Genomic DNA, 19,447 nt, shown 5'->3' on the forward strand with positions numbered 1-19,447 from the left:
GCGGCAGGTTGCCGGACGCCCGGCGCCACCATCCGTCAACAGGCGGTGGATCCACTTCGTACACGGGCTTCAGCCGGGCACATAAACCAGCCTGACGACATCGCCCCCCATCAACTCACTCCCCACAAACCGCAGCCGCGGCACAGCCCCCGAAAAGAACGGCTTGCCCCGTCCAAGCACCACGGGATGGACATAGAGCCGATACTCGTCGATCAGCCCGGCATCGGTAAGACTTCCCGCCAATTCCGGACCAGCGACTTCGATCACCCCAACGCATTCGGCTTTCAGGCGGCGCACTGCCGCCTCCACATCGCCGGCAACGACGCTGGCATTCGGTCCAGCTACCTCCAGCGAACGCGATACCACCCACTTCGGCTTGCTCCGCCAAGCCTCGGCATACTCGCGCTCGTCCGCGCCCCACTCCGGAAGGTCGTCGTCCCAGTAGCGCATGACCTCATACATGCGGCGACCGTAGAGCATGCCGGTCAAGCTGCGAACGTCCTCGATGAAGTGCCGAAACAGAGCCGGGTCGGGTGGCCCTAGCTGCTCGTGCTCGACATAACCGTCCAGGGACTGGTTCAGCGCATAAACGAGTCTGGCCATGGGACGCTCTCCTCGGTGAACCTTGAGCATAGCCGGCCCCGCTGGCACGATGCTCGGTACCGGGGGCGCGGATGCCTGTCATGCTCAAGAACCTCATCCCAAAGATCTTCTACGACCGTCTGCAGGACGGCCTGGAATTCTTTGTAGACGGCCTCGGTTTCGAGGTGCTGTACCAGGACGACACCATGGCCGTCATCGCACGCGACGGCGCGAAAGCTTATCTCGTCGAGAGCCCTGAATACGCGGCGAAAGACCGACCCGAGTTGAGTATCGACACGGACGACGTCGACGGGCTTTACCGGGAGATGTCGGAGCGCGTGCCCCATCTCCTTCATCCGAATGCCCGCTCGGTTTCGCTCAAGCCGTGGGGTTCCCGGGAATTCGCCATGCTGGACAAGACGACTGTCTGTGTGAATTTCCGCGAGTGGCCGCCGTAGCGCTACGATCGGCCCACCTCACGGACTACTGCGCCGGCTCAATCGACAAGGGGAGCCACCATGCGACGCGAAACGATCACGAAGGCATTCCTGACCTTGGCCGTGCTCGTCGGCGGCCCGCTGGTCGGCGCCAAGCTCTTCGACCTGCTGGTACTGGCGGGAGCCTGGAGTGCGGATCCTCCGCAGTCGCTGGCGATGATGCCGTACGGCAAACACTGGCCCGTCGATACGGGCGTGTTCTTCATCCCCTTCTCGGCCTTGATGCTCATCGCCTCGTTCGCGGCCCTGATCGCCGGTTGGAAGACCCCATGGCGGTACCGGTGGCTGCTGTGCATTCCGTCCATCGGCATCCTTGCCCTGCTCATCCTGACGGTCACGGCGTTCTGGCCGATGAATGCCGCCCTTTGGTACCACGGCGTCGGCTCTCCCAGAGACACGATCACCGACGCCGAATCGATAGCGATGGCGCAGCGCTGGGTCCGGCTCGATTGGCTGCGCGTCACCGGCGCAACCGCGGCCTTCGCTTCCGCGCTCAGGGCACTGACCCTGCCCTGGCCTTCTCAGGTCTCGCCGCGCGACCCACTCTTGGTGCGCGGCCTGCTCCTTGCAGCGCTGCTGGGTGTCGCGGCGTTCGTCGTCTGGTTTGTCATGGGCATCTAGCCCGCCGCTACCGAAGCAGGTTCACCTTGGCCAGATCGATGAGTTCGGCCGCGCGCCCATCGAGCACCGCCTTGAGCATGAACATGCCGAACTTATAAGACTCGTCGAAGTTCTTGACCGGCGGAATCACGAGCTCCTGACGTGCCGTCACCACGTCCAGCAGCGCGGGGCCATCGTGGGCGAGAATCTCTTTCACCGCGGCCTCGAGCTCGTCGGGCTTCTCCACGCGAATGGCCTTGATGCCCATGGCGGATGCCATCGCCGCGAAGTTGGGATTCTTGAGATCGACGCCGACATCGAGGAAGCCCGACGCCTTCATCTCCATCTCCACGAAGCCCAGCGTGCCGTTGTTGAGCACGACGATCTTCACGGGCAGTTTGTGCTGAATGAGGGTGACGAATTCGCCCATCATCATGGTGAAGCCGCCGTCGCCCGAGAACGAGACGACCTGGCGGTCCGGCATTGTCGCCTGCGCACCGATGGCCTGGAGCATGGCGTTGGCCATGGAGCCGTGATTGAAGGAACCGAGCAGCCGGCGCTTCCCGTTCATGCGCAGATAGCGCGCCGCCCAGGCCACCGGCGTACCCACATCGCAGGAGAAGATGGCGTCGTCCTTCGCGAGATCGCTCACGACACGGGTCACGTACTGCGGGTGAATGATGCTGCCGCCAGGGCGGCTTTCCGCCAGCGCATCGAGATCCGCCCGCGCGCGTTGGTAATCCTTAGTGGCCGCATTGAGATAGCTCGTGTCGCTCTTGTCGTCGATGAGCGGCAGAAGCGCCCTCAGTGTTTCGTCCACCGAGCCGAGCACGCCAAGCTCGAGTCCGCAGCGGTTGCCGAGCGCTTCCGGACGGACGTCGATCTGCACGATGCGCGCCTTCTCGGGATAGAACTGCCGATAGGGAAAGTCCGTGCCCAGAAGCAGCAAGGTGTCGCACGCCTTGATGGCCTTGTAGCCGGAAGCGAAACCGAGAAGGCCGGTCATGCCGACATCGTGTGGATTGTCGTACTCGACGTATTCCTTCCCGCGCAGCGAATGGACGATGGGCGCCTTGAGCTTGCCCGCGAGTTCCATGATCTCCGCATGCGCGCCGGCACAACCCGCTCCGCAGAAGAGCGTAACGCGCGACCCTTCATTAAGGATGTCGGCCACCGCGCGCAAATCGCTTTCGTTGGGGTGGAGCACAGGAGTGGACGGCACAAGCCAGCGCGGCACTGACGCGGAGAGGTGCTGCAGCGCGATATCGCCCGACATCACCACCACAGCCACACCCTTCTTTGCGACAGCCTCTCGCATGGCGCGATGGAGCACCTGCGGCAGGTGGTCGGGGTGGTTCACCAGTTCGACGTAGTGGCTGCATTCCTTGAACAGGACTTCCGGATGCGTGGCCTGGAAGTAGTCGATGCCGATTTCCGTACTCGGAATATGCGCGGCGATGGCCAGCATTGGTACCCGGCTGCGCTGAGCATCGAACAGCCCGTTGATGAGATGGAGGTTGCCCGGTCCGCAACTGCCCGCGCACACCGCCAGCTGCCCCGTGAGGTGGGCTTCGGCGCCTGCGGCAAACGCAGCGCTTTCCTCGTGACGCATGTGCACCCAGTCGATGGTGCCGATACGGCGCAGCGAGTCGGTAAAGCCGTTGAGAGAATCCCCGACGACGCCATAGATCCGTTCCACACCGGCCGAAGCCAGGGTCTCTGCCAGGTAATCCGCGGCGGTTCTGCTCATCGTCTCGTCCTGTGTAAAACCCCATCCTATCCGGCGCCTGCGGCCTGTACTTGAACGACACGATCTTCGACGGCACGAAACGGCAAATGGATCGACACAGCAGAATCGTTCAAGCCGCGACCGCCCCCAATGGCGAACGATGCGGGCAGAAGCGTCCGTCGCCGCTGGACCGGAAGGGGACATGACGGGCGCCAGGGACCCCAGCCGATCCATCGAGCCAGATCCACCAGGAGACTTCCATGACCGTCCTGCGCATCAATGGGGAGGACCATGATGTCGATGTCCCGCCCGACATGCCCCTCCTCTGGGTCCTCCGCGACGTTATCGGGCTGACCGGCACCAAGTTCGGGTGCGGCATCGCCCAGTGCGGCGCATGCACCGTGCACCTCGCCGGAAAGCCGGTGCGGTCGTGCCAGCTGCCGGTTTCCGTCATCGGCGGGAACGAGATCACCACCATCGAGGCCATCGGCGGCACGCCGGAAGGCAAGCGGGTACAGGAAGCATGGCTCGCACTCGACGTCGTCCAGTGCGGCTACTGCCAGTCGGGCCAGATCATGTCCGCCGCCGCCCTGCTTGCCCAGACGCCCCAGCCCACCGATGCCGACATCGACGCGGCGATGAGCGGCAACATCTGCCGCTGCGCCACCTACGTGCGCATCCGCGAAGGCATCCACCAGGCCGCGAGCGGGCGGCCGCTCGGGTTGCAGGTCATCGTCGACGGAGAACGGCCATGAGCGCGCGCGACCGGGAGCCGGTGGACGCGGGCCGCCGCGCCGCCCTGAAGTTGACCGGCGGGGGCCTCGCCGTGGCCTTCTTGTGGAGCGCTGGCATGGGGCCCGCCGTGGCCACCATGAGCGCGCGGCGGCAGGCGTCGGATGCGGGCGCCGCTGCCGCCGACGGCAATCCGCCGTTCGCTCCCAATGCCTTCATACGCATCGACAGCAATGGGCCGGTGCGGCTCGTCATGCCGTCGGTGGAAATGGGCCAGGCGATCTATACGGGCATCTGCATGATGCTCGCCGAGGAACTCGGCGTGGGCCTGGACCAGATCGCGGTCGAACACTCGCCGCCAAGCGACGAACTGTACGGCGTGGTGCTCCTGGGCGGCATACAGGCCACCGGCGGATCGACGAGTACCCGCGCCCAGTGGCAGGTGCTTCGCGAAGCGGGCGCCGTGGCGCGCGAGATGCTCGTGCGTGCCGCGTCCCTGCGCTGGAAGGTGGAACCCGGCGACTGCACCGTGGCCCGCGGCGTCATCACCCACACTCCCTCGGGCCGCACCCTGCCGTTCGGCGCGGTGGCGGAAGCGGCGGGGAAACTGCCGCAGCCCGAGAAGGTGACGCTGAAGCCGCGCGCGGACTACACGCTCATCGGCAAGCCGCTCCGGCGCGTCGATTCGCCGGACAAGGTCAACGGCAAGACGCTGTTCGGAATCGACATACGCGTGCCCGGCATGAAGGTGGCCGCCGTGCGCACGTCGCCGGAACTTGCCGGGCGGCTCGGTGACGTCGACGAGCGCAAGGCGCGCGCGATACCCGGTGTCGTCGACGTCATCCGGCTGGACGACGCGGTGGCGGTCGTCGGCGAGCATTACTGGGCGGCCTCGCAGGGTCTCCTGGCCCTCGACATCACGTGGCAGCATGGCGTCAACGAAAACCTGGACAACGCATCCCTCATTCGCGGCCTCCGTGCGAAGTCGGCTTCCGGCCCCGTCCTGGTGGGGCGGAAGGCCACGCGCGACACGCCGGCCGCGGGCACGCGGGTGGAATCGGAGTTCGTTTCGCCCATGCTGGCGCATGCGCCCATGGAACCGCTCAATGCCACGGTGCACGTCACCCCGGGCAAATGCGAAATCTGGACGGGATCGCAGGTGCCTACCCGTTGCGTGGCCGAAGCCGCGCGCATCTGCGGCATCCCCGCGGAAGGTGTCACCTTCCACGCCCAGTATCTCGGTGGCGGCTTCGGCCGCCGGCTGGAAACGGACCAGGTCGAGCAGGCCGTCGCCTTCGCGAAACAGGTCACCTACCCGCTGAAGGTGATCTGGAGCCGCGAGGAGGACATCCGCCACGATCGCGTGCGGCCCCTCTATTTCGACCGCATCGCCGCCACGCTCGGCGCCGACGGCAAGCCTGCCGCCTGGCACCACCGCATCACCAGCGGTACCGTGCTCGGCCGCTGGGCGCCCGGTGCGATGGGTAAGGACGGCATGGACAGCGATGCCATCGAGTCCGCAGCCGACCTGCCCTACGATCTCGACAATGTCCAGGTGGAATGGGCACGCCACGACATGCCGCCGGGGCTCGTCGTCGGCTGGTGGCGAGGTGTCGGGCCGACGCACAACCTCTTTGTCGTCGAGAGCTTCGTCGACGAACTGGCGCATGCCGCCGGAAAGGATCCCCTGGCATACAGGCAGGCGATGATGAAGCCCGGTTCGCGCCCGCGGCGGGTCCTCGACCTGGCGGCCGAACAGATCCAATGGGGCACGCCCCTTCCGCCACGCGTGGGTCGCGGCATCGCGGTGGGCTCTCCCTTCGGCAGCCACGTATGCCTGGCGATGGAAGTGGAAGTGACGCCGCAGGGCGTGGTCCGCCTGCGCCGGGCGGTGGCGGCAATCGACAACGGCATCACCATCAACCCCAGCTCAGTGAAGGCGCAGATCGAGGGCGGCGTCCTCTTCGGTCTCAGCGCGGCCATGTTCAGCGGGATCACCATCGAGCACGGTGCCATCCAGCAAAGCAACTTCCACGATTACCGGATCCTGCGCATCAACGAGGCACCCGCGGTGGAAGTGCACCTCGTCGACAGCGACGAGGCGCCCGGCGGCATCGGCGAGGTGGGCACCGCCATTGCCGCCCCTGCTCTTGCGAACGCCATTTTCGCGGCCACAGGCATCCGCCTGCGCGAGCTGCCAGTGACGCGCACATCGCTCGTCGCCTCGAAGGAGGCGGAAGACAAGGTGGTGTCCACCGGTTCCGGCGTGGAGGATCTGGCATGAAGAAGCGATGGAAACGAGTGCTCATCGCCCTGCCCGTGGTGCTGGTGATCGGCGCCGGCGCCTATGCATGGCTCAACCGCACCGACCCCGCCGACGGAAAGGCTCCGTCCCTCGCGGGTGCGCCACCGTCCAGCGATCCCGTCGCACGTGGCGAATACCTGACGCGCGCGGCCGATTGCATCGCCTGCCACGTAACGCCGGGCGGCAAACCCTTCGCGGGCGGGCTGGCGTTCAAGCTGCCCTTCGGCACGATCTACTCGTCCAACATCACACCCGACCCGGACACCGGCATCGGACGCTACACCGACGAGGAGTTCGTGCGTGCGGTGCGCGAGGGCATCCGCAGGGACGGCAAGCACCTCTATCCGGCCTTTCCGTACACGTCGTACACCGAGCTGAGCCGTGCGGACGTTCTCGCGATCAAGGCCTACCTCTTCACCCTGCCCAAGGTCAGGCAGCCGAACCGCGAAAACGACATCGGCTTCCCCTTCAACCAGCGCTGGGCCATGGGGTTCTGGAACGCGGCCTTCTTCCGCAGCCATCGCTTCGAGCCCGATGCCAACCGCTCCGAGGCGTGGAACAGGGGCGCCTACCTGGCCGGCGCTCTCGCCCACTGCGGCGAATGCCACACGCCGCGCAACATCGGCTTTGCGATGAGCAAGGGATCGCTGCTGGCCGGCGAGACGGTGAATGGGTGGCGCGCCTGGAACATCACTTCCGACGCCACGCACGGCATCGGCGCGTGGCCGGACGCAGCGGTCGCGCAGTACCTGTCCACCGGCCATGCAGACGGCCGCGGTACGGCCGGTGGTCCCATGGGCGAGGCGGTCGATCACAGCCTCCAGTACCTGGACGCCGCGGACATCTCCGCGCTGGTCACCTGGTTACGGACCGTCCCCGCGAAGGAAGGCAAGGACCCGGTGGTCGTCGATGCCGGTGCGCCCGGACTCCGCGCTTCGAACGAGCTGCTGCCGGGTTCCGATCCTTCCGCGAGCGACATGGGAAGGCAACTCTTCGCAGGCGCGTGCGCCAGCTGCCACCAGTGGAACGGACCGGGCCGTCAGACGCCGCAGGCAGGCCTGGCCGGCACCCGTGGCGTGAACGATCCGTCCGGTGCGAACGTGGTGGGCATCATTCTCGAAGGCGTATCGATGCGCGTGCGCGACCAGGACATCTACATGCCCGCGTTCGCCCAAACGTTCAACGATGCGGAAGTGGCGGCGCTGGCCAACTACGTGGTGCACCACTTCGGTGGCAAGGCCGGTACGGTGACACCAGCAGAGGTGGCGAAACGGCGCGCGGAGTGAAGGCTCACTGTGGGAGCCGGCCAGGCCGGCGATCCCGCGACCGCGGACAGGGGCGACGTGTGCGCCCTATCGCCGCTGAAGCGGCTCCCACAGATAACCCGGCCGATCTCAGCCGAAGGACGCGATTACCTCGGCCTTGCGCTCTTCCATGCGGGCTCCGAGTTCGGCCAGTTCTTCCTTGGAAAGCAGTTCCTTCGCGTCCTTGAACATTTCCTTCTCTTCCTCGTCCGCGTGGTGCTCGATCAGTTCCTTGAGCACCTTCGCCCGGCCGGAGAATTCGACGCTGGAAGGATCCGTGCCCAGCAGGTCGGGAAGCACGAGGTCCTCGGCGGCGCGATGCTCTTCAAGCGCCTCGAAATACATCTTCGCTTCGTCCTTACGGCCTGCTTTCTTGAAAGCGGGATAGAAGATCTCTTCCTCGATCGTGGTGTGGGCCTTGAGGTTCACCTGAATCTCGTGCAGCAGGGCGGCGCGTTTCTTCGTTGCGCGCTCGCTGGTTTCCGCAAGCTCCGAAAGGAGTTGCTTGACGAGCTTGTGATCGGTCTTGAGCAGCTTGATGGCATCCATGGTAGTTCCTGGCAGTGGGCTGGGTGCCTTACCATTCACTGGCGGCCGTGAATTTCCCGCGAGCGCAACGCGTGGGATTCGCATCGCGATTTTGACGGGGACAACCGATACGGTCACTCCTCGGGTGGCTGCCAGAGTTCCACCTTGTTCCCTTCGGGATCAATCACCCAACCGAACTGCCCGTAGCCCGAATCGGGCGCCTTTTCGAGCACGTTGCAGCCTTCCTCGCGCAATGTCCCAAGCAGCTCGTCGAGGTTTTCCACGCGGTAGTTGATCATGAAGGGCGAGGCACCGGGCGGGAACTGTTCACCGCCGTCCGCGCCGATCGACCAGACCGTCATGCCCTTCGTGGCGTTACCGTGTTCGTCGGTCCAGGGAAACATGGCGCCGCCCCATTCCTGCACGTCGATGCCGAGATGGCGCTGGTACCAGGCGCGCAAGGCGACCGGGTCCTTCGCCTTGAAGAAAATCCCGCCGATGCCGGTAACTCGCTTCATGCCATGCTCCCGTGGTCGCGCGCGATGTGCGCGGCGGGAGGACTATCGAACTCCGCCCGATTACGGTCAATAAGAACGATTCCAAAAAAAACCCCGCGCGGATGCGCGGGGTTTTCTTGTAACCGGCAAAACGTGGAAGCGATCAGGCGGCGACTTCAACGCCCGACGCCTGGGCACCCTTCGGGCCCTGGGTCACTTCGAACTTCACACGCTGGCCTTCCTGGAGACTACGGAACCCCTTGGAATTGATCGCAGAAAAGTGGACGAACACGTCCTCCCCACCGTCCTCGGGCGCGATGAAACCGAAACCCTTGGCGTCGTTGAACCACTTGACCGTACCGAAACGCATTGCGGAAACCTCTGGACATGGACTGGAAGCACCCGGATGGCGAGGCGTTCCCCATGGATCCCCTTGGCCTGCCCCCGCGGCGCAGCGGAAGTATCATCATGTTTCCAGGCAAAGCGCAACTGGGATTCTTTCCGAGATCAATCCGTCGCCAGTAACCGACCCAGGATCGGGGGCACGTTCGCGGTCGCCGCGGCGAGATGGGCGAAGATTTCCTCGATGCTTATTTCGGCTTCGTCCCCGGCGCCGGCCGCGAAATTGGCCACCAGCGCGAGGCAGGCGAACTCCAGGTCCAGCTCGCGGGCCAGCACCGCTTCCGGCATGCCGGTCATGCCCACGAGGTCGCAGCCGTCGCGCTTCATACGCGCAATTTCGGCACGAGTCTCCAGCCGGGGCCCTTGGGTCACGCCATGGACGCCGCCATCGACGATGGCCAGACCTTCCGCCCTGGCAGCGGCCAGGATCGCCTGACGCAGGCTCTCCGTGTACGGCTCGCTGAAATCGATGTGCCGCACTTCGGCGCCCTCGACATCGTTGAAACTCGTGTAGCGGCCGTGGGTGTAATCGATGATCTGATCGGGTACCACCAGCGTGCGCGGCCCCATGTCGTCGCGGATGCCGCCCACGGCATTGACCGCCACCACCCGGCGTGCGCCCAGCGAATGAAGTGCCCAGAGGTTGGCCCGGTAATTCACCCGGTGTGGCGGCACGGTATGGCTTTCGCCGTGGCGGGCAAGGAACGCGATCCGCTTGCCCCGGAAGCGGCCGGTGACGACATCGCCCGAGGCGGCGCCGAACGGCGTCTCGACGGTATGGCGCTCGCTGTCTTCGAGCCCTTCGAACGCGTAAAGGCCGCTACCGCCGATGACGGCGAGGTCGATGCTCATCGGGTCAGTCCTTCAGCGCGTAGATGCCCGGCAGGTTGCGGGCATGCTCGTTGTAGTCCATGCCGTAACCGAACACGTAGCGGTCCGGCACATCCACGCCATTGAAGTCCGCCGAGATGCCGTGGGCGCGGCGGCCATGCACTTTCGTGCAGAGCACCGCCAGCAGCACCCGGTCGGCCCCCATCTCCAGGCAGGCATCGCGCACGGCCTTCAGCGTGTGGCCCTCGTCGAGGATATCGTCCACCAAGAGCACGGTGCGGCCCTGCAACGGCACCTCCGGACGGCGGAGCCAATGCAGGTCGCTGCCGCTGGTCTGACCGCGGTAACGGGTGGCATGGACGTAGTCGAACTCGAGGTCGGTGCGAATCGACAGGGCGAGCTGCCCGGCAAAGAGCAAGGCACCGTGCATCACGGTAAGGAAGACGGGACGTTCGCCGGCAAGCGTGTGGTCGATCTCGCGGCCCATGCGCGCGATCTCGATATCCAGCTGCTCGCGGCCGAACAGGAGGTCCGCGCTGGCCAGCGCTTCTTCATACGGGACGGATGTCATGGGTAGCTCAAGGCTCCAGGGCGGTCACGCGCGCGATGAAACGCTCGCGCTGGGGGTTGTCGGAAAGTCCTTCCCAGGTGGAGCCGATCGCGCCGCGCAACGGCGCGATGCGCTCGGGCGGCGACGGACGGCGGCCCTCGACCGCCGCGATCGCCTCGGGAACAACGTCGGGAAAACAGGCGAGCACCAGGTCGCAACCGGCATCGAGGTGGGCGGCGGCGCGCTCGGCAATGCCGCCGACGCTGCCTGCCGCGGCCATGCTGATGTCGTCGCCGAACACGCAGCCACGGAAGCCCAGCTCGCCGCGCAGGATGTCTTCGATCCAGATGCGCGAGTAGCCGGCGGGACGATCGTCGACGGCCGGATACGTGACGTGCGCAGCCATGACCGCCTCGGCATGCGCCTCCATGCCGGCCAGGAAAGGCAGCAGGTCGTTGCGGAAGATCTCGTCCTTGCTCCGCGGATCGACCGCGGACGACAGGTGCGTGTCTTCGAGCACCGATCCGTGCCCGGGAAAGTGCTTCAACACGGCGGCCATGCCGCCCAGATGCATGCCACGCACGTACGCCTGCACCAGTTCGGCGGCCGCTGCCGGATCGGCATGGAAGGCGCGGTTGCCGATCGCCCGGCTGCCACGGTCGATGTCCGCCACGGGTGCGAAACTGAAATCCACGCCGATGGCGCGCATTTCGCTCGCCATGATCCAGGCATGTTCTTCGGCGCGGTTCACCGCATCCACCGGGTCGGTGTCGTAGAGCCGGCCAATGGCCGCCACGGGTGGCAACCGGGTGAAGCCTTCGCGGAATCGCTGCACGCGTCCGCCCTCCTGATCGACGCACACCAGGAAGTCTTCGCCGGCGACGTCGCGCACCGATTCGATCAGTGCCGCGACCTGCTGTCGTGAGGCGAAATTGCGGGAGAAAAGAATCACGCCCGATACACCCGGCGCCGTAAGCCACGCGCGTTCGTGCGCGGCCAGTTCCGTGCCGGCAAGGCCGACGATCAGCATGCGGTGCCTCCCTTCCCTTCCCGTTCCGCGGCCGACCATTGCGCGAATGGGCGGTCCACGAGATTGACGTTGTAGTAGCGCGATTGCTCGCTTACCTCGATGCCCAGCCATGAAGGCGTGGGATAAGGCGCATCCGCGGACGGAAGCTCGATCTCGGCGACGATCAGTCCGGCGTTGTCGCCGAGGAATTCGTCGATCTCGACGTGGGTGCCGTCGAGCATGACGTGGTGGCGGATCTTCTCCAGCACGCCGTCGGACAGTTCATGCAGCAGGTGCTCCGCGTCCGCGTACGGAATCGGGTATTCGAACTCGTGGCGCTCGACGCCCAGCGTGGCCGACTTGATGTTCAGCCAGCCCTTGTCGCCCGACAGGCGCACCCGAACGGAGCACTTCGCGTGGCCGGCGGCGATCGCGGCACCGCTTACCAGGTATCCCTGCGCCATCCGCTCGCTGCGCTCCACGAGGCCACGCCAGCCGTCGCCGGCGAGGAGGAACTTGCGTTCGATTTCGACGCCCATGAGCTTCCCGTTCGTTCAGCCGCGCTCGAAGAGCGCGATGGATTCAACGTGCGCGGTATGGGGAAACATGTCCATTACCCCGGCGGACACGAGCCGGAACCCGTGCTTCTCGACGAGGATACCCGCGTCGCGGGCCAGCGACCCCGGATGGCACGACACGTACACGATCCGCTGGGTGCCTTTGCGCGGAAGGTATTCCAGCACCTTGTCGGCGCCGGCACGCGGCGGGTCGAGCAGAATCTTGTCCCACGCCTGCGTGGCCCAGGGTTCGTTACGCTGGTCGTCGAACAGATTGGCGACACGGAACGTGGCGTTGCCCAGGCCGTTTCGCGCGGCGTTGGCCGCCGCGCGCTCCACGAGCCCGTGCTCGCCCTCCACGCCCACCACCTCGGCCGCATGACGGGCGATGGGAAGGGTGAAGTTGCCGAGGCCGCAGAACAGATCGAGCACGCGATCGCCCGGCTGCAGGTCCAGGAGTTCGAGGGTACGCGCGAGCATCCGCTGGTTCATGCCTGCGTTCACCTGCACGAAATCGAGCGGCAGGAAGTCGAGTTCCACGTTCTCCGCCGGAATGGCGAACGAGAGTCGGGGGGCTTCCGGCCACAGCGGATGCACGCTGCTGTGGTTGCCCGGTTGGAGGTAGATGGCCAGCCCGTGCGCCTTGCCGAATTCGGTCAGCGCCGCGCGATCGCGTTCCGACAGCGGCGACAGGTGACGGAAAACGAGAGCGACGGTGTCGTCACCGGCGGCGAATTCCACCTGCGGAATGTCGCGCGCCGCGTCGAGCCCGCCGATCAGCGTGGCCAGCAGACCCACCTTCGGGCCAAGAGCCGGATGGATGACGTCGCACACCTCGATGTCGGCCACGAAACGCGGGTTGGACTCCTCGCGGAAACCGACCAGCACGCGCTCCTTCTTCGCCACGTAGCGCACCGAGAACCGGCCCTTCCGGCGATAGCCCCAGGCCTGGTCCACCAGCGGCGGCAACCAGGTTTCCGGCGTGACCTTGCCGATGCGCTCGAAGTTCTCGGCAAGCACGCGTTGCTTGGCGGCGATCTGCGCGGCGGGCGCCAGGTGCTGCAGCGAGCAGCCGCTGCACTGGCCGAAGTGCCGGCAGACGGGCTCGACCCGGTCGGGCGATGCCTCGATGACGCTGACCACCTCGGCGTCGTCGTAATTGCGGTGGCGCTTGCGGTACTTCAGCAGCACGCGTTCGCCCGGTAACGCGCCCGAAACGAAGGTGGCCTTGTTGTCGATGCGGGCGACGCCCCGGCCGTCGTGGCTGAGGTCGGTGATGGTGGCTTCGAATTCGGTCATGCGCTCAAAAACGTGATGTGGGAAGCGCGCTGGCGCGCGAATGGGTGCTCGCTGCAAGCCCCATTCGCGCGCCAGCACGCTTCCCACGGAATCGGCGGGGATTTGCCTTACTTGCGCTTCCAGGCGCCCGAGGCATCCTGATAATACCAGCCCGACGGCGCTCGCTGGACCCAGCCCTGCGCGAAGGTCTTGCGGATCTGCGGCTCCCATTCCGGATGGCCGTTGGCGACGGCGACCGCGCGATACAAGGCGTCGCGGTCGTTGTTCTCGTCGCGCAGGAGGTTGTTGGCCTGCGCGCGCTGGTCGAGCGGCAACGCCGAAGCGTCGCGCACGGCCACGAGGCCGTCGCTGGTGAAGCCCACGGCGCCGCTGGCGAAAAGGGCCTTCAGCTGGCCGCCGAAGCGCGCGGTCATGCGCGCGCGGATGGCTTCGGTTTCCGGCGTGCTGACACGAATGTCCGGAGTCTCGGCCGCATGGGCGGCCGGAATCACCAGATCGAGCAGCGACGCGGAAGGTTGCTTCGCCGGCGGCGACGCGGGCTTGGTGTCGCTGCCCGTGGCCGGTTTACCGGCGCCACTGCCCTCGAGCACGTTGCCGATGAACTGGTCGGCGGCCTTCTGCGCGGCCGCTTCGGGGAAATACACGTTGATGGTGACGCACCCTACCAGGGCGGCCAAGGTAGCTATGGAGATCAATAGGTTGCGCATCGGTCTTCCTCCTGGATCTGGTACGGCCAAGCCGCTTCGTTGGCTCTTGCGCGCATGGCGCGCTCCTGCGTGTCAGCGGACGACGGGACCGCCGCCCTCGGTGGCTGCCTTCAGGCGACGAACCAGGGTCGGCCAGTCGACCTCGCGCTGGTGGCCAACCACGTTGAGGCGCGGCAAGCCGCTGCCCTCCACGATAGCGTAGCCGTCCTTCGCGGGACCGAGCCCGCCCATGCTGCAGACATCGCCCTTGAGCGTGCAACTCAACCCGACCCGCTTGTAGCCGAAGGTCTTGAACAGCTTCAGCACGGTGCCCTGCAAGCCGCCTGCGATGCCGCCCCCACCCACCGAGGTGAGGCTGTTCACCGCCTTCTGGCTGATCCGGCCGCCCTCGTCGGCGACAAGGCTGGCCTTGAACGCCGTGGGCGCCCACGCCACCAGGCGGATGTCGTCGATGCTGCCGTGGAGGCGCCCGGTCATGCTCCCGAAATCGAACACCGAGGTGAGCAGGGCGAGGTCGAGACGACGGAGCGCGACATCGCCCGTGAGCACCGGCGCCGCACCGAACGGCTGCGCGAGGGTCATGCGGGTGATGTCCACGAACCCGTCGAACACGTTGATGGACAGGCCGCCGCCGAACTCGATCCGGTCGTCCACGAAGCGCAGCGACGGCACGGCCCCACCGAGTTTGCCCTGGAACTCGGGCCAGCCCAGGGCGCGGCAGAACGCGGCCATGTCGATCTCGGTCAGCGCCAGCGATGTCTGCAACCGTTCGCCGGTGGCGGCGCCGGGGCGCAGGCTGAGGCCGAGCACGCGGAGTTGCCCGTCGAGCACGGGAATGGCGAAGGGCTTCTCCAGCTTCAGCACGCCCCCGGAGCTTCGCCAGGACGATTCGGCGGCTCCGTTGGGAATGCGATAGAAACGCAGGCCACGCCAGCCCAATCGGGTGGACGGACGATTTTCCGTGGCGCTCCAGTCGATGGCGCCATGCAGGCCGTCGACGCCGAGGCGCCCGTCGCCAAGCCTCAGGTCCAAAGCGGCCGTCTGCAGGGCGAACGCCTTCAGCGCGCCGCCTTCCATGGTCACATGGCCCGCCAGGTCGCCACGGGCGTCCAGTTGATCCACCCCGAAGGATTGCAGAAGCCCCTTGCCATAACGGGTGTATGCCGCCGGGAACCGTCCGTTGATGCGGTCCAGGCGCAGCTGGCTGAGGTCGCCGTTCGCGGCGAATGCGAGTTCGCCCTCGAGTTGCAAGGCGTCGGGATCGGTCAGACGGAGGCGTGGGATCGCCAGTTCGCCCTTCTTCGTGCGAGCGCCCAGCGACAATTGCACCGCGTGGTCGGGCAAGCGGGCATACAGCGGCCCCAACAGGACATCCCCGCCACGCAGGGTGGCGTCGAGGTCCACCGAGGCGCCGTCGGCCTGGCTGTCGATGCCCAGGCGACCGGACCCCGAAAGGCCCTCCCCGGCCAGCTTCCCGCCCGAACCGTCGAAACCCACGCCGGCAAGTGAAAACTGACCCGATGCCTGCACACCGCTGTCGAGCACGTCGAGGGCGAGGTCCGCGTCCACGCGCCCGCCGGTGGCACGCCCCGACCACACTGTGGACAACAACCCCTGCAGCCACCCGGCCGGCAGGCCGGCCAACGTGATCTGCGCATGAGTGGTCTGGTCCATGGGCAGGGCCACGCGCGCCTGGGCCTTGTCCTGCTTGAGCGACACTTCCAGCGTGTTCGCCGCCTGGTCCGCCACGACGTGTACGGCGGCGTTTCCGAGCGCCCCGCCGGGTGCCCCGCGCAGCTTCACGCTGCCGTCGAAGACCCATCGCCCCAGCTCGTCGCGGTCGAGGGTGCCGTCGAGGCGCAGTCCGAGCTTGCGCCAGCCCAGGGAGGGCATGTCCGCCCGGTCGGCGGACAGTGTGACGTCGAGACCCTTGCCGTTACCGGCAGGTTCGATGTCCGCCTTCATGCCGTTCATCGCCATTCCCGGAATGGACAGCGTGTCGGCTTCGACCGACACGCCCGCACGCGCGCCTTCTGCCGCGGCCATCGCGGTCAGGGCAACGAGGATCAGTGCGAAGAGGCGGGTTGATACGGAAAGCATGCTCGTCCATTCTGCCAAATCCAGATGAACGACACGGAACGTTACTATGTCGCAGGACCTTCACGATGCGCCTCGTGCGAGCGGCGAACGGCATCTACTGGTCGCCGACGACGACCCCTCCACGCGGCAATTCCTCGCCGGGGCGCTCGCTGCCCACGGCTACGTCGTGGCGCTGGCCCAGGACGGCACAGAGGCGTTGGAGATGGCGCGAAGCCGGCGTTTCGACGCGCTGCTGCTGGATTGCCGGATGCCGCGGGCGGGCGCGGTGGAGGTACTGAAGGCGCTGCGCGCCGACCCCGCCGCCGCATCGAGCGCGAGTACCGCGCTGGCGACGAGCGCCGAGGTACCGGCACCGTTGCGCGCGTCGCTCCTTTCGGAGGGCTTCGCCGGCGTTATCGAGAAACCGTGCCGCGTCGCGTCGCTGCTCGAGGCGCTGGCGGCCACCCTGGGGCTGGACGACGGCACGCGCATCCTGGATGACGCCGCCGGCCTCACCGCTGCCGGCGATCCGCACACCATGCAGGCGCTGCGCCAGCTGCTCCACGCGGAACTCCTGGATCTCTCGGGCGCTCTGGATCGGTTGGTCGACGCCCCCGCCGAACTGGTGGAGCGCCTGCACCGCCTGCGCTCGGCCTGCGGATTCTGCGGCGCCGCACGGCTCGGTGCCCAGGCGAAGGTGCTGCAAGGCCACGTGCGCGAAACGCGCATCGTCGTGCCCGGCGCCCTCGCCCGCTTCCGCGTGGAACTCGACGCGACGCTGGCTGCGTTGTCTGCTGCAGGGTAGGAGCGCGCCCTGCGCGCGACAACTTTTCGCGCCAATCTGGGAGCTGGCGCGTGAACTTGGGAACAGGCGCGAAGAGCTGTCGCGCGCAGGGCGCGCTCCTACAACGAGGGCGACGCCTAGGCATGCCGCCTAGCGCAAAACCCGCCAGGCGCGCAGTTCGCCGCCGCCGAGGTGGAAGGCGATTACCTGACGCATCATGCGTCGCAACGACGCCAGCCCCGCCGTGTCGGGCGCCATGTCCTGGGCTAGGGCCAGGAGGTCGGCGCCGCGAATCGCCCGCGGATCGCCCGCACGACCGGGCATCGCTCCCGATTCGGGGTCATAGAAGTACGTGGCTGCCGGGTCCAGCGGCTCCCCGTCCAGCGCGTCGGCGTCCAGTTGCAGGGCGTAGCCCAGGGCGTCGAGCATGTCGCGCTCGAACCGGCGCAGCGTCCACGCCAGCGGTTCGCGTGCCGCCATGCGCTGCAAGGCCAGCTCGTAGAGCGCGAACAGTTCCGGGTTCGGGTCCTGCCTGCCGGTGAGCCGTACGACCAGCTCATTGAGGTAAAGGCCGGCCAGCCCGGCGTCGCCCACGAGGCGCAGCACCGCGCCGCTCGGCTCGGCGGCGCGCAGGGTCGCCAGTTCGCCACGCATCAACAGGTCCAGCTCCACGCGCTGGAAGGGTTCGAGCTGCGCGCGTTGCAGGCGGGCCCGTTCCTTGCGTACGCCACGGGCGACCACGCCGATGCGGCCGTGGTCGCGCGTCAGGCATTCGATCAGCAGCGAGGTTTCCCGGTAGGGCCGGGCGTGCAGGACGAAGGCAGGCTGTTGTTCGACGCGCATGAGCGGCGCCCGGAGGGCTTACTCGTAACCGAAACGCTTGAGCAGGTTCTCGTCGTCGGCCCAGCCTTCGCGAACCTTGACCCACAGCTTGAGGAACACCTTTCGCTCGAAGAGGTTTTCCATCTGCCGGCGCGCGGAGGTGCCGATGGCCTTGAGCTGCGCCCCCGCGTTGCCGATCACGATGGCCTTCTGGCCGTCGCGCTCCACCCAGATCACGGCGTGGATCTCGGCCACGCCGTCGGGGCGGTCCTCGAAGCGCTCGATTTCCACGGTGGTGGCGTAAGGCAGTTCCTGGTCGAGCCGGAGCATGAGCTGCTCGCGCACCATTTCCGCGGCGAGGAAGCGCTCGCTGCGGTCGGTGATCTCGTCTTCGCCGTAGATCGCCGGCTGCTCGGGCAGGCGTTTCAGGATGCCTTTCTCCAGGCCGGCAAGGCCCTTCGACTTCAGTGCGCTCACGTAATACACGTCGTCGAAGGGATGCTTCTGCATCAGGTCGGCGACGAAAGGCAGCATGGCTGTCTTGTCTTTCTGCAGGTCGACCTTGTTGATCGCCAGGAGCTTCGGCATGTCCTTCTGTTCCGCCAGGGCGGAATACATGGTCATGTCCTCGTCGGTCCAGCGACCGGCTTCGATCACCTGCACCGCCAAGTCCACCTCGGTGATCGCCGCGCGCGCGGCGCGATTGAGGCTGCGGTTCATCGCGCGCTTGCCGCCGCGATGCAGGCCCGGCGTGTCCACGTACAGGATCTGCCCCTGCGGCTTGCTGGAAATGCCGAGGATGCGGTGACGCGTGGTTTGCGGGCGATGGCTGACGATGCTGAGGCGCACGCCGATGAGCGCGTTGAGCAGCGTGGACTTGCCCACGTTGGGGCGGCCGACGAGGGCCACGTATCCGCAGCGGAAATCGTCGTCGACCAGGGTGTCTTCGTGTTCGTTGGATTCGATGTCGTTCATGTCTTGGTTTCCAGCAGGCGGCGAAGGATCGCTTCGGCGGCATCCTGCTCGGCGGCGCGCCTGCTGCCACCGCGTCCTTCAACGCGAATGGGCTCGGGCTCGTCGATGGAACAGCTGACGTCGAAGACCTTTGCGTGGTCTTCGCCGTAGCTGCCGGTGAGTTCGTAGACGGGCAGCGCCATGCCCCTGCCCTGCAGCCACTCCTGCAAACGGGTCTTGGCGTCCTTGCTGGAGCGCTTGATTTCTGCCACGCGCGACGTGAACAGCCTGCGCACGACCTGACGGCACGCGTCGTAGCCGTCGTCCAGGTAGACGGCGGCCACAAGGGCCTCGAAGGCATCGGCCAGGATGGAGTCGCGGCGGAAACCGCCACTCTTCAGTTCGCCGGGGCCCAGCTTCAGGGCGTCTCCCAGTTCCAGTTCGCGGGCGATGGCAGCCAGGGCCTGCCCGTTGACCAGTTGGGCGCGAAGCCGCGACAGCTCGCCCTCGCTGGCATTCGGATGGGCCTCGAACAGCAGTTCCGCCACGGTGGCGCCCAACAGGGCGTCGCCGAGGAACTCCAGGCGCTCGTTATTCGGTTTCCCGGCGCTGCGGTGGGTCAGAGCCAGGGTCGCGAGGTCGGGATTACGGAAGGAATGGGGAAACGGCACGATCGCTC

The 19,447-nt window shown here is 66.6% G+C and carries 21 protein-coding genes; 6 read left to right on the forward strand and 15 right to left on the reverse strand.

The window, feature by feature from the left end:
• Positions 1-69: 69 nt before the first annotated feature.
• Positions 70-603, reverse strand: coding sequence for a dihydrofolate reductase family protein (locus HBF26_RS01600; RefSeq protein ID WP_167122405.1), 534 nt, complete (start codon positions 601-603; stop codon positions 70-72).
• Positions 604-683: 80 nt separating this feature from the next.
• Here HBF26_RS01600 and HBF26_RS01605 point away from each other — a divergent pair, with 80 nt between their 5' ends.
• Positions 684-1,040 (forward strand): VOC family protein, encoded by a 357-nt coding sequence (locus HBF26_RS01605; RefSeq protein ID WP_167122407.1) that lies wholly within the window; start codon positions 684-686, stop codon positions 1,038-1,040.
• A gap of 60 nt (positions 1,041-1,100) precedes the next feature.
• A complete protein-coding gene (locus HBF26_RS01610; protein ID WP_167122409.1) occupies positions 1,101-1,700 on the forward strand; it encodes an anthrone oxygenase family protein in 600 nt (199 codons plus the stop codon).
• A 7-nt stretch (positions 1,701-1,707) separates the two neighbouring features.
• Here HBF26_RS01610 and poxB read toward each other — a convergent pair whose 3' ends face one another.
• Positions 1,708-3,429 carry a ubiquinone-dependent pyruvate dehydrogenase gene (gene poxB, locus HBF26_RS01615; protein ID WP_167122411.1) on the reverse strand — a complete coding sequence of 574 codons (1,722 nt, stop codon included), beginning with the start codon at positions 3,427-3,429 and terminating at the stop codon, positions 1,708-1,710.
• A 239-nt stretch (positions 3,430-3,668) separates the two neighbouring features.
• Between poxB and HBF26_RS01620 the strand changes: the two genes are divergently transcribed.
• The 3 genes from HBF26_RS01620 to HBF26_RS01630 are packed head-to-tail and all read left to right on the forward strand — an operon-like array spanning position 3,669 to position 7,731.
• Positions 3,669-4,163, forward strand: a complete 495-nt coding sequence (locus HBF26_RS01620) for a (2Fe-2S)-binding protein (RefSeq protein WP_167122413.1) — start codon at positions 3,669-3,671, stop codon at positions 4,161-4,163.
• A complete protein-coding gene (locus HBF26_RS01625) occupies positions 4,160-6,424 on the forward strand; it encodes a xanthine dehydrogenase family protein molybdopterin-binding subunit (RefSeq protein ID WP_167122415.1) in 2,265 nt (754 codons plus the stop codon). The genes HBF26_RS01620 and HBF26_RS01625 overlap by 4 nt, the downstream gene beginning before the upstream one ends.
• Positions 6,421-7,731 (forward strand): c-type cytochrome, encoded by a 1,311-nt coding sequence (locus HBF26_RS01630; protein WP_167122417.1) that lies wholly within the window; start codon positions 6,421-6,423, stop codon positions 7,729-7,731. Before HBF26_RS01625 ends, HBF26_RS01630 begins: the two co-directional genes overlap by 4 nt.
• 108 nt (positions 7,732-7,839) lie before the next feature.
• Here HBF26_RS01630 and HBF26_RS01635 read toward each other — a convergent pair whose 3' ends face one another.
• The 10 genes from HBF26_RS01635 to HBF26_RS01680 form a co-directional block, all read right to left on the reverse strand.
• Positions 7,840-8,298, reverse strand: coding sequence for a PA2171 family ribosome-binding persister protein (locus HBF26_RS01635; RefSeq protein WP_167122419.1), 459 nt, complete (start codon positions 8,296-8,298; stop codon positions 7,840-7,842).
• 113 nt (positions 8,299-8,411) lie between these two features.
• A complete protein-coding gene (locus HBF26_RS01640; protein WP_167122421.1) occupies positions 8,412-8,795 on the reverse strand; it encodes a VOC family protein in 384 nt (127 codons plus the stop codon).
• Between the two features lie 142 nt (positions 8,796-8,937).
• Positions 8,938-9,144 (reverse strand): cold-shock protein, encoded by a 207-nt coding sequence (locus HBF26_RS01645; protein ID WP_090053863.1) that lies wholly within the window; start codon positions 9,142-9,144, stop codon positions 8,938-8,940.
• Positions 9,145-9,281: 137 nt separating this feature from the next.
• Entirely contained in the window at positions 9,282-10,028 is a 747-nt protein-coding gene (locus tag HBF26_RS01650; RefSeq protein ID WP_167122423.1) for an S-methyl-5'-thioinosine phosphorylase, read from the reverse strand.
• Positions 10,029-10,032: 4 nt separating this feature from the next.
• A complete protein-coding gene (locus tag HBF26_RS01655) occupies positions 10,033-10,578 on the reverse strand; it encodes a hypoxanthine-guanine phosphoribosyltransferase (protein WP_167122425.1) in 546 nt (181 codons plus the stop codon).
• Between the two features lie 7 nt (positions 10,579-10,585).
• Positions 10,586-11,587: a beta-N-acetylhexosaminidase gene (nagZ, locus tag HBF26_RS01660; RefSeq protein ID WP_167122427.1), complete on the reverse strand. Its 1,002-nt coding sequence runs from the start codon at positions 11,585-11,587 to the stop codon at positions 10,586-10,588.
• The gene (locus tag HBF26_RS01665; protein WP_167122429.1) at positions 11,581-12,105 is read right to left on the reverse strand and encodes a CYTH domain-containing protein; all 525 of its coding nucleotides are present in this window, start codon (positions 12,103-12,105) and stop codon (positions 11,581-11,583) included. The genes nagZ and HBF26_RS01665 overlap by 7 nt, the downstream gene beginning before the upstream one ends.
• 15 nt (positions 12,106-12,120) lie before the next feature.
• Positions 12,121-13,422: a 23S rRNA (uracil(1939)-C(5))-methyltransferase RlmD gene (gene rlmD, locus HBF26_RS01670; protein ID WP_167122431.1), complete on the reverse strand. Its 1,302-nt coding sequence runs from the start codon at positions 13,420-13,422 to the stop codon at positions 12,121-12,123.
• A 107-nt stretch (positions 13,423-13,529) separates the two neighbouring features.
• Positions 13,530-14,129: a YdbL family probable chaperone protein gene (locus HBF26_RS01675; protein WP_167122433.1), complete on the reverse strand. Its 600-nt coding sequence runs from the start codon at positions 14,127-14,129 to the stop codon at positions 13,530-13,532.
• A gap of 72 nt (positions 14,130-14,201) precedes the next feature.
• Complete coding sequence (locus tag HBF26_RS01680) at positions 14,202-16,229, reverse strand: hypothetical protein (RefSeq protein ID WP_167122435.1); 2,028 nt, start codon at positions 16,227-16,229, stop codon at positions 14,202-14,204.
• A gap of 46 nt (positions 16,230-16,275) precedes the next feature.
• Between HBF26_RS01680 and HBF26_RS01685 the strand changes: the two genes are divergently transcribed.
• Positions 16,276-17,013, forward strand: coding sequence for a response regulator (locus HBF26_RS01685; protein WP_167122437.1), 738 nt, complete (start codon positions 16,276-16,278; stop codon positions 17,011-17,013).
• Positions 17,014-17,142: 129 nt separating this feature from the next.
• Here the strand turns inward: HBF26_RS01685 and recO are convergent, their stop codons facing one another.
• From recO to rnc, 3 genes are read right to left on the reverse strand one after another with little or no spacing between them, the layout of a single operon-like run.
• Entirely contained in the window at positions 17,143-17,835 is a 693-nt protein-coding gene (recO, locus tag HBF26_RS01690) for a DNA repair protein RecO (RefSeq protein ID WP_167122439.1), read from the reverse strand.
• 18 nt (positions 17,836-17,853) lie between these two features.
• Positions 17,854-18,789, reverse strand: coding sequence for a GTPase Era (era, locus tag HBF26_RS01695; protein ID WP_167122441.1), 936 nt, complete (start codon positions 18,787-18,789; stop codon positions 17,854-17,856).
• Positions 18,786-19,442, reverse strand: coding sequence for a ribonuclease III (rnc, locus tag HBF26_RS01700; RefSeq protein WP_425482961.1), 657 nt, complete (start codon positions 19,440-19,442; stop codon positions 18,786-18,788). Before rnc ends, era begins: the two co-directional genes overlap by 4 nt.
• Positions 19,443-19,447 lie beyond the last annotated feature (5 nt).

The organism is Luteibacter jiangsuensis (assembly GCF_011742555.1).
In the GTDB taxonomy this organism is placed as follows: domain Bacteria; phylum Pseudomonadota; class Gammaproteobacteria; order Xanthomonadales; family Rhodanobacteraceae; genus Luteibacter; species Luteibacter jiangsuensis.

Bases quoted from the DNA above. Each gene is read 5' to 3' on its own strand.
- HBF26_RS01600 (WP_167122405.1), bottom strand. From the start codon at position 603: ATGGCCAGACTCGTTTATGCGCTGAACCAGTCCCTGGACGGTTATGTC.
- HBF26_RS01605 (WP_167122407.1), top strand. From the start codon at position 684: ATGCTCAAGAACCTCATCCCAAAGATCTTCTACGACCGTCTGCAGGAC.
- HBF26_RS01610 (WP_167122409.1), top strand. From the start codon at position 1,101: ATGCGACGCGAAACGATCACGAAGGCATTCCTGACCTTGGCCGTGCTC.
- poxB (WP_167122411.1), bottom strand. From the start codon at position 3,429: ATGAGCAGAACCGCCGCGGATTACCTGGCAGAGACCCTGGCTTCGGCC.
- HBF26_RS01620 (WP_167122413.1), top strand. From the start codon at position 3,669: ATGACCGTCCTGCGCATCAATGGGGAGGACCATGATGTCGATGTCCCG.
- HBF26_RS01625 (WP_167122415.1), top strand. From the start codon at position 4,160: ATGAGCGCGCGCGACCGGGAGCCGGTGGACGCGGGCCGCCGCGCCGCC.
- HBF26_RS01630 (WP_167122417.1), top strand. From the start codon at position 6,421: ATGAAGAAGCGATGGAAACGAGTGCTCATCGCCCTGCCCGTGGTGCTG.
- HBF26_RS01635 (WP_167122419.1), bottom strand. From the start codon at position 8,298: ATGGATGCCATCAAGCTGCTCAAGACCGATCACAAGCTCGTCAAGCAA.
- HBF26_RS01640 (WP_167122421.1), bottom strand. From the start codon at position 8,795: ATGAAGCGAGTTACCGGCATCGGCGGGATTTTCTTCAAGGCGAAGGAC.
- HBF26_RS01645 (WP_090053863.1), bottom strand. From the start codon at position 9,144: ATGCGTTTCGGTACGGTCAAGTGGTTCAACGACGCCAAGGGTTTCGGT.
- HBF26_RS01650 (WP_167122423.1), bottom strand. From the start codon at position 10,028: ATGAGCATCGACCTCGCCGTCATCGGCGGTAGCGGCCTTTACGCGTTC.
- HBF26_RS01655 (WP_167122425.1), bottom strand. From the start codon at position 10,578: ATGACATCCGTCCCGTATGAAGAAGCGCTGGCCAGCGCGGACCTCCTG.
- nagZ (WP_167122427.1), bottom strand. From the start codon at position 11,587: ATGCTGATCGTCGGCCTTGCCGGCACGGAACTGGCCGCGCACGAACGC.
- HBF26_RS01665 (WP_167122429.1), bottom strand. From the start codon at position 12,105: ATGGGCGTCGAAATCGAACGCAAGTTCCTCCTCGCCGGCGACGGCTGG.
- rlmD (WP_167122431.1), bottom strand. From the start codon at position 13,422: ATGACCGAATTCGAAGCCACCATCACCGACCTCAGCCACGACGGCCGG.
- HBF26_RS01675 (WP_167122433.1), bottom strand. From the start codon at position 14,129: ATGCGCAACCTATTGATCTCCATAGCTACCTTGGCCGCCCTGGTAGGG.
- HBF26_RS01680 (WP_167122435.1), bottom strand. From the start codon at position 16,229: ATGCTTTCCGTATCAACCCGCCTCTTCGCACTGATCCTCGTTGCCCTG.
- HBF26_RS01685 (WP_167122437.1), top strand. From the start codon at position 16,276: ATGTCGCAGGACCTTCACGATGCGCCTCGTGCGAGCGGCGAACGGCAT.
- recO (WP_167122439.1), bottom strand. From the start codon at position 17,835: ATGCGCGTCGAACAACAGCCTGCCTTCGTCCTGCACGCCCGGCCCTAC.
- era (WP_167122441.1), bottom strand. From the start codon at position 18,789: ATGAACGACATCGAATCCAACGAACACGAAGACACCCTGGTCGACGAC.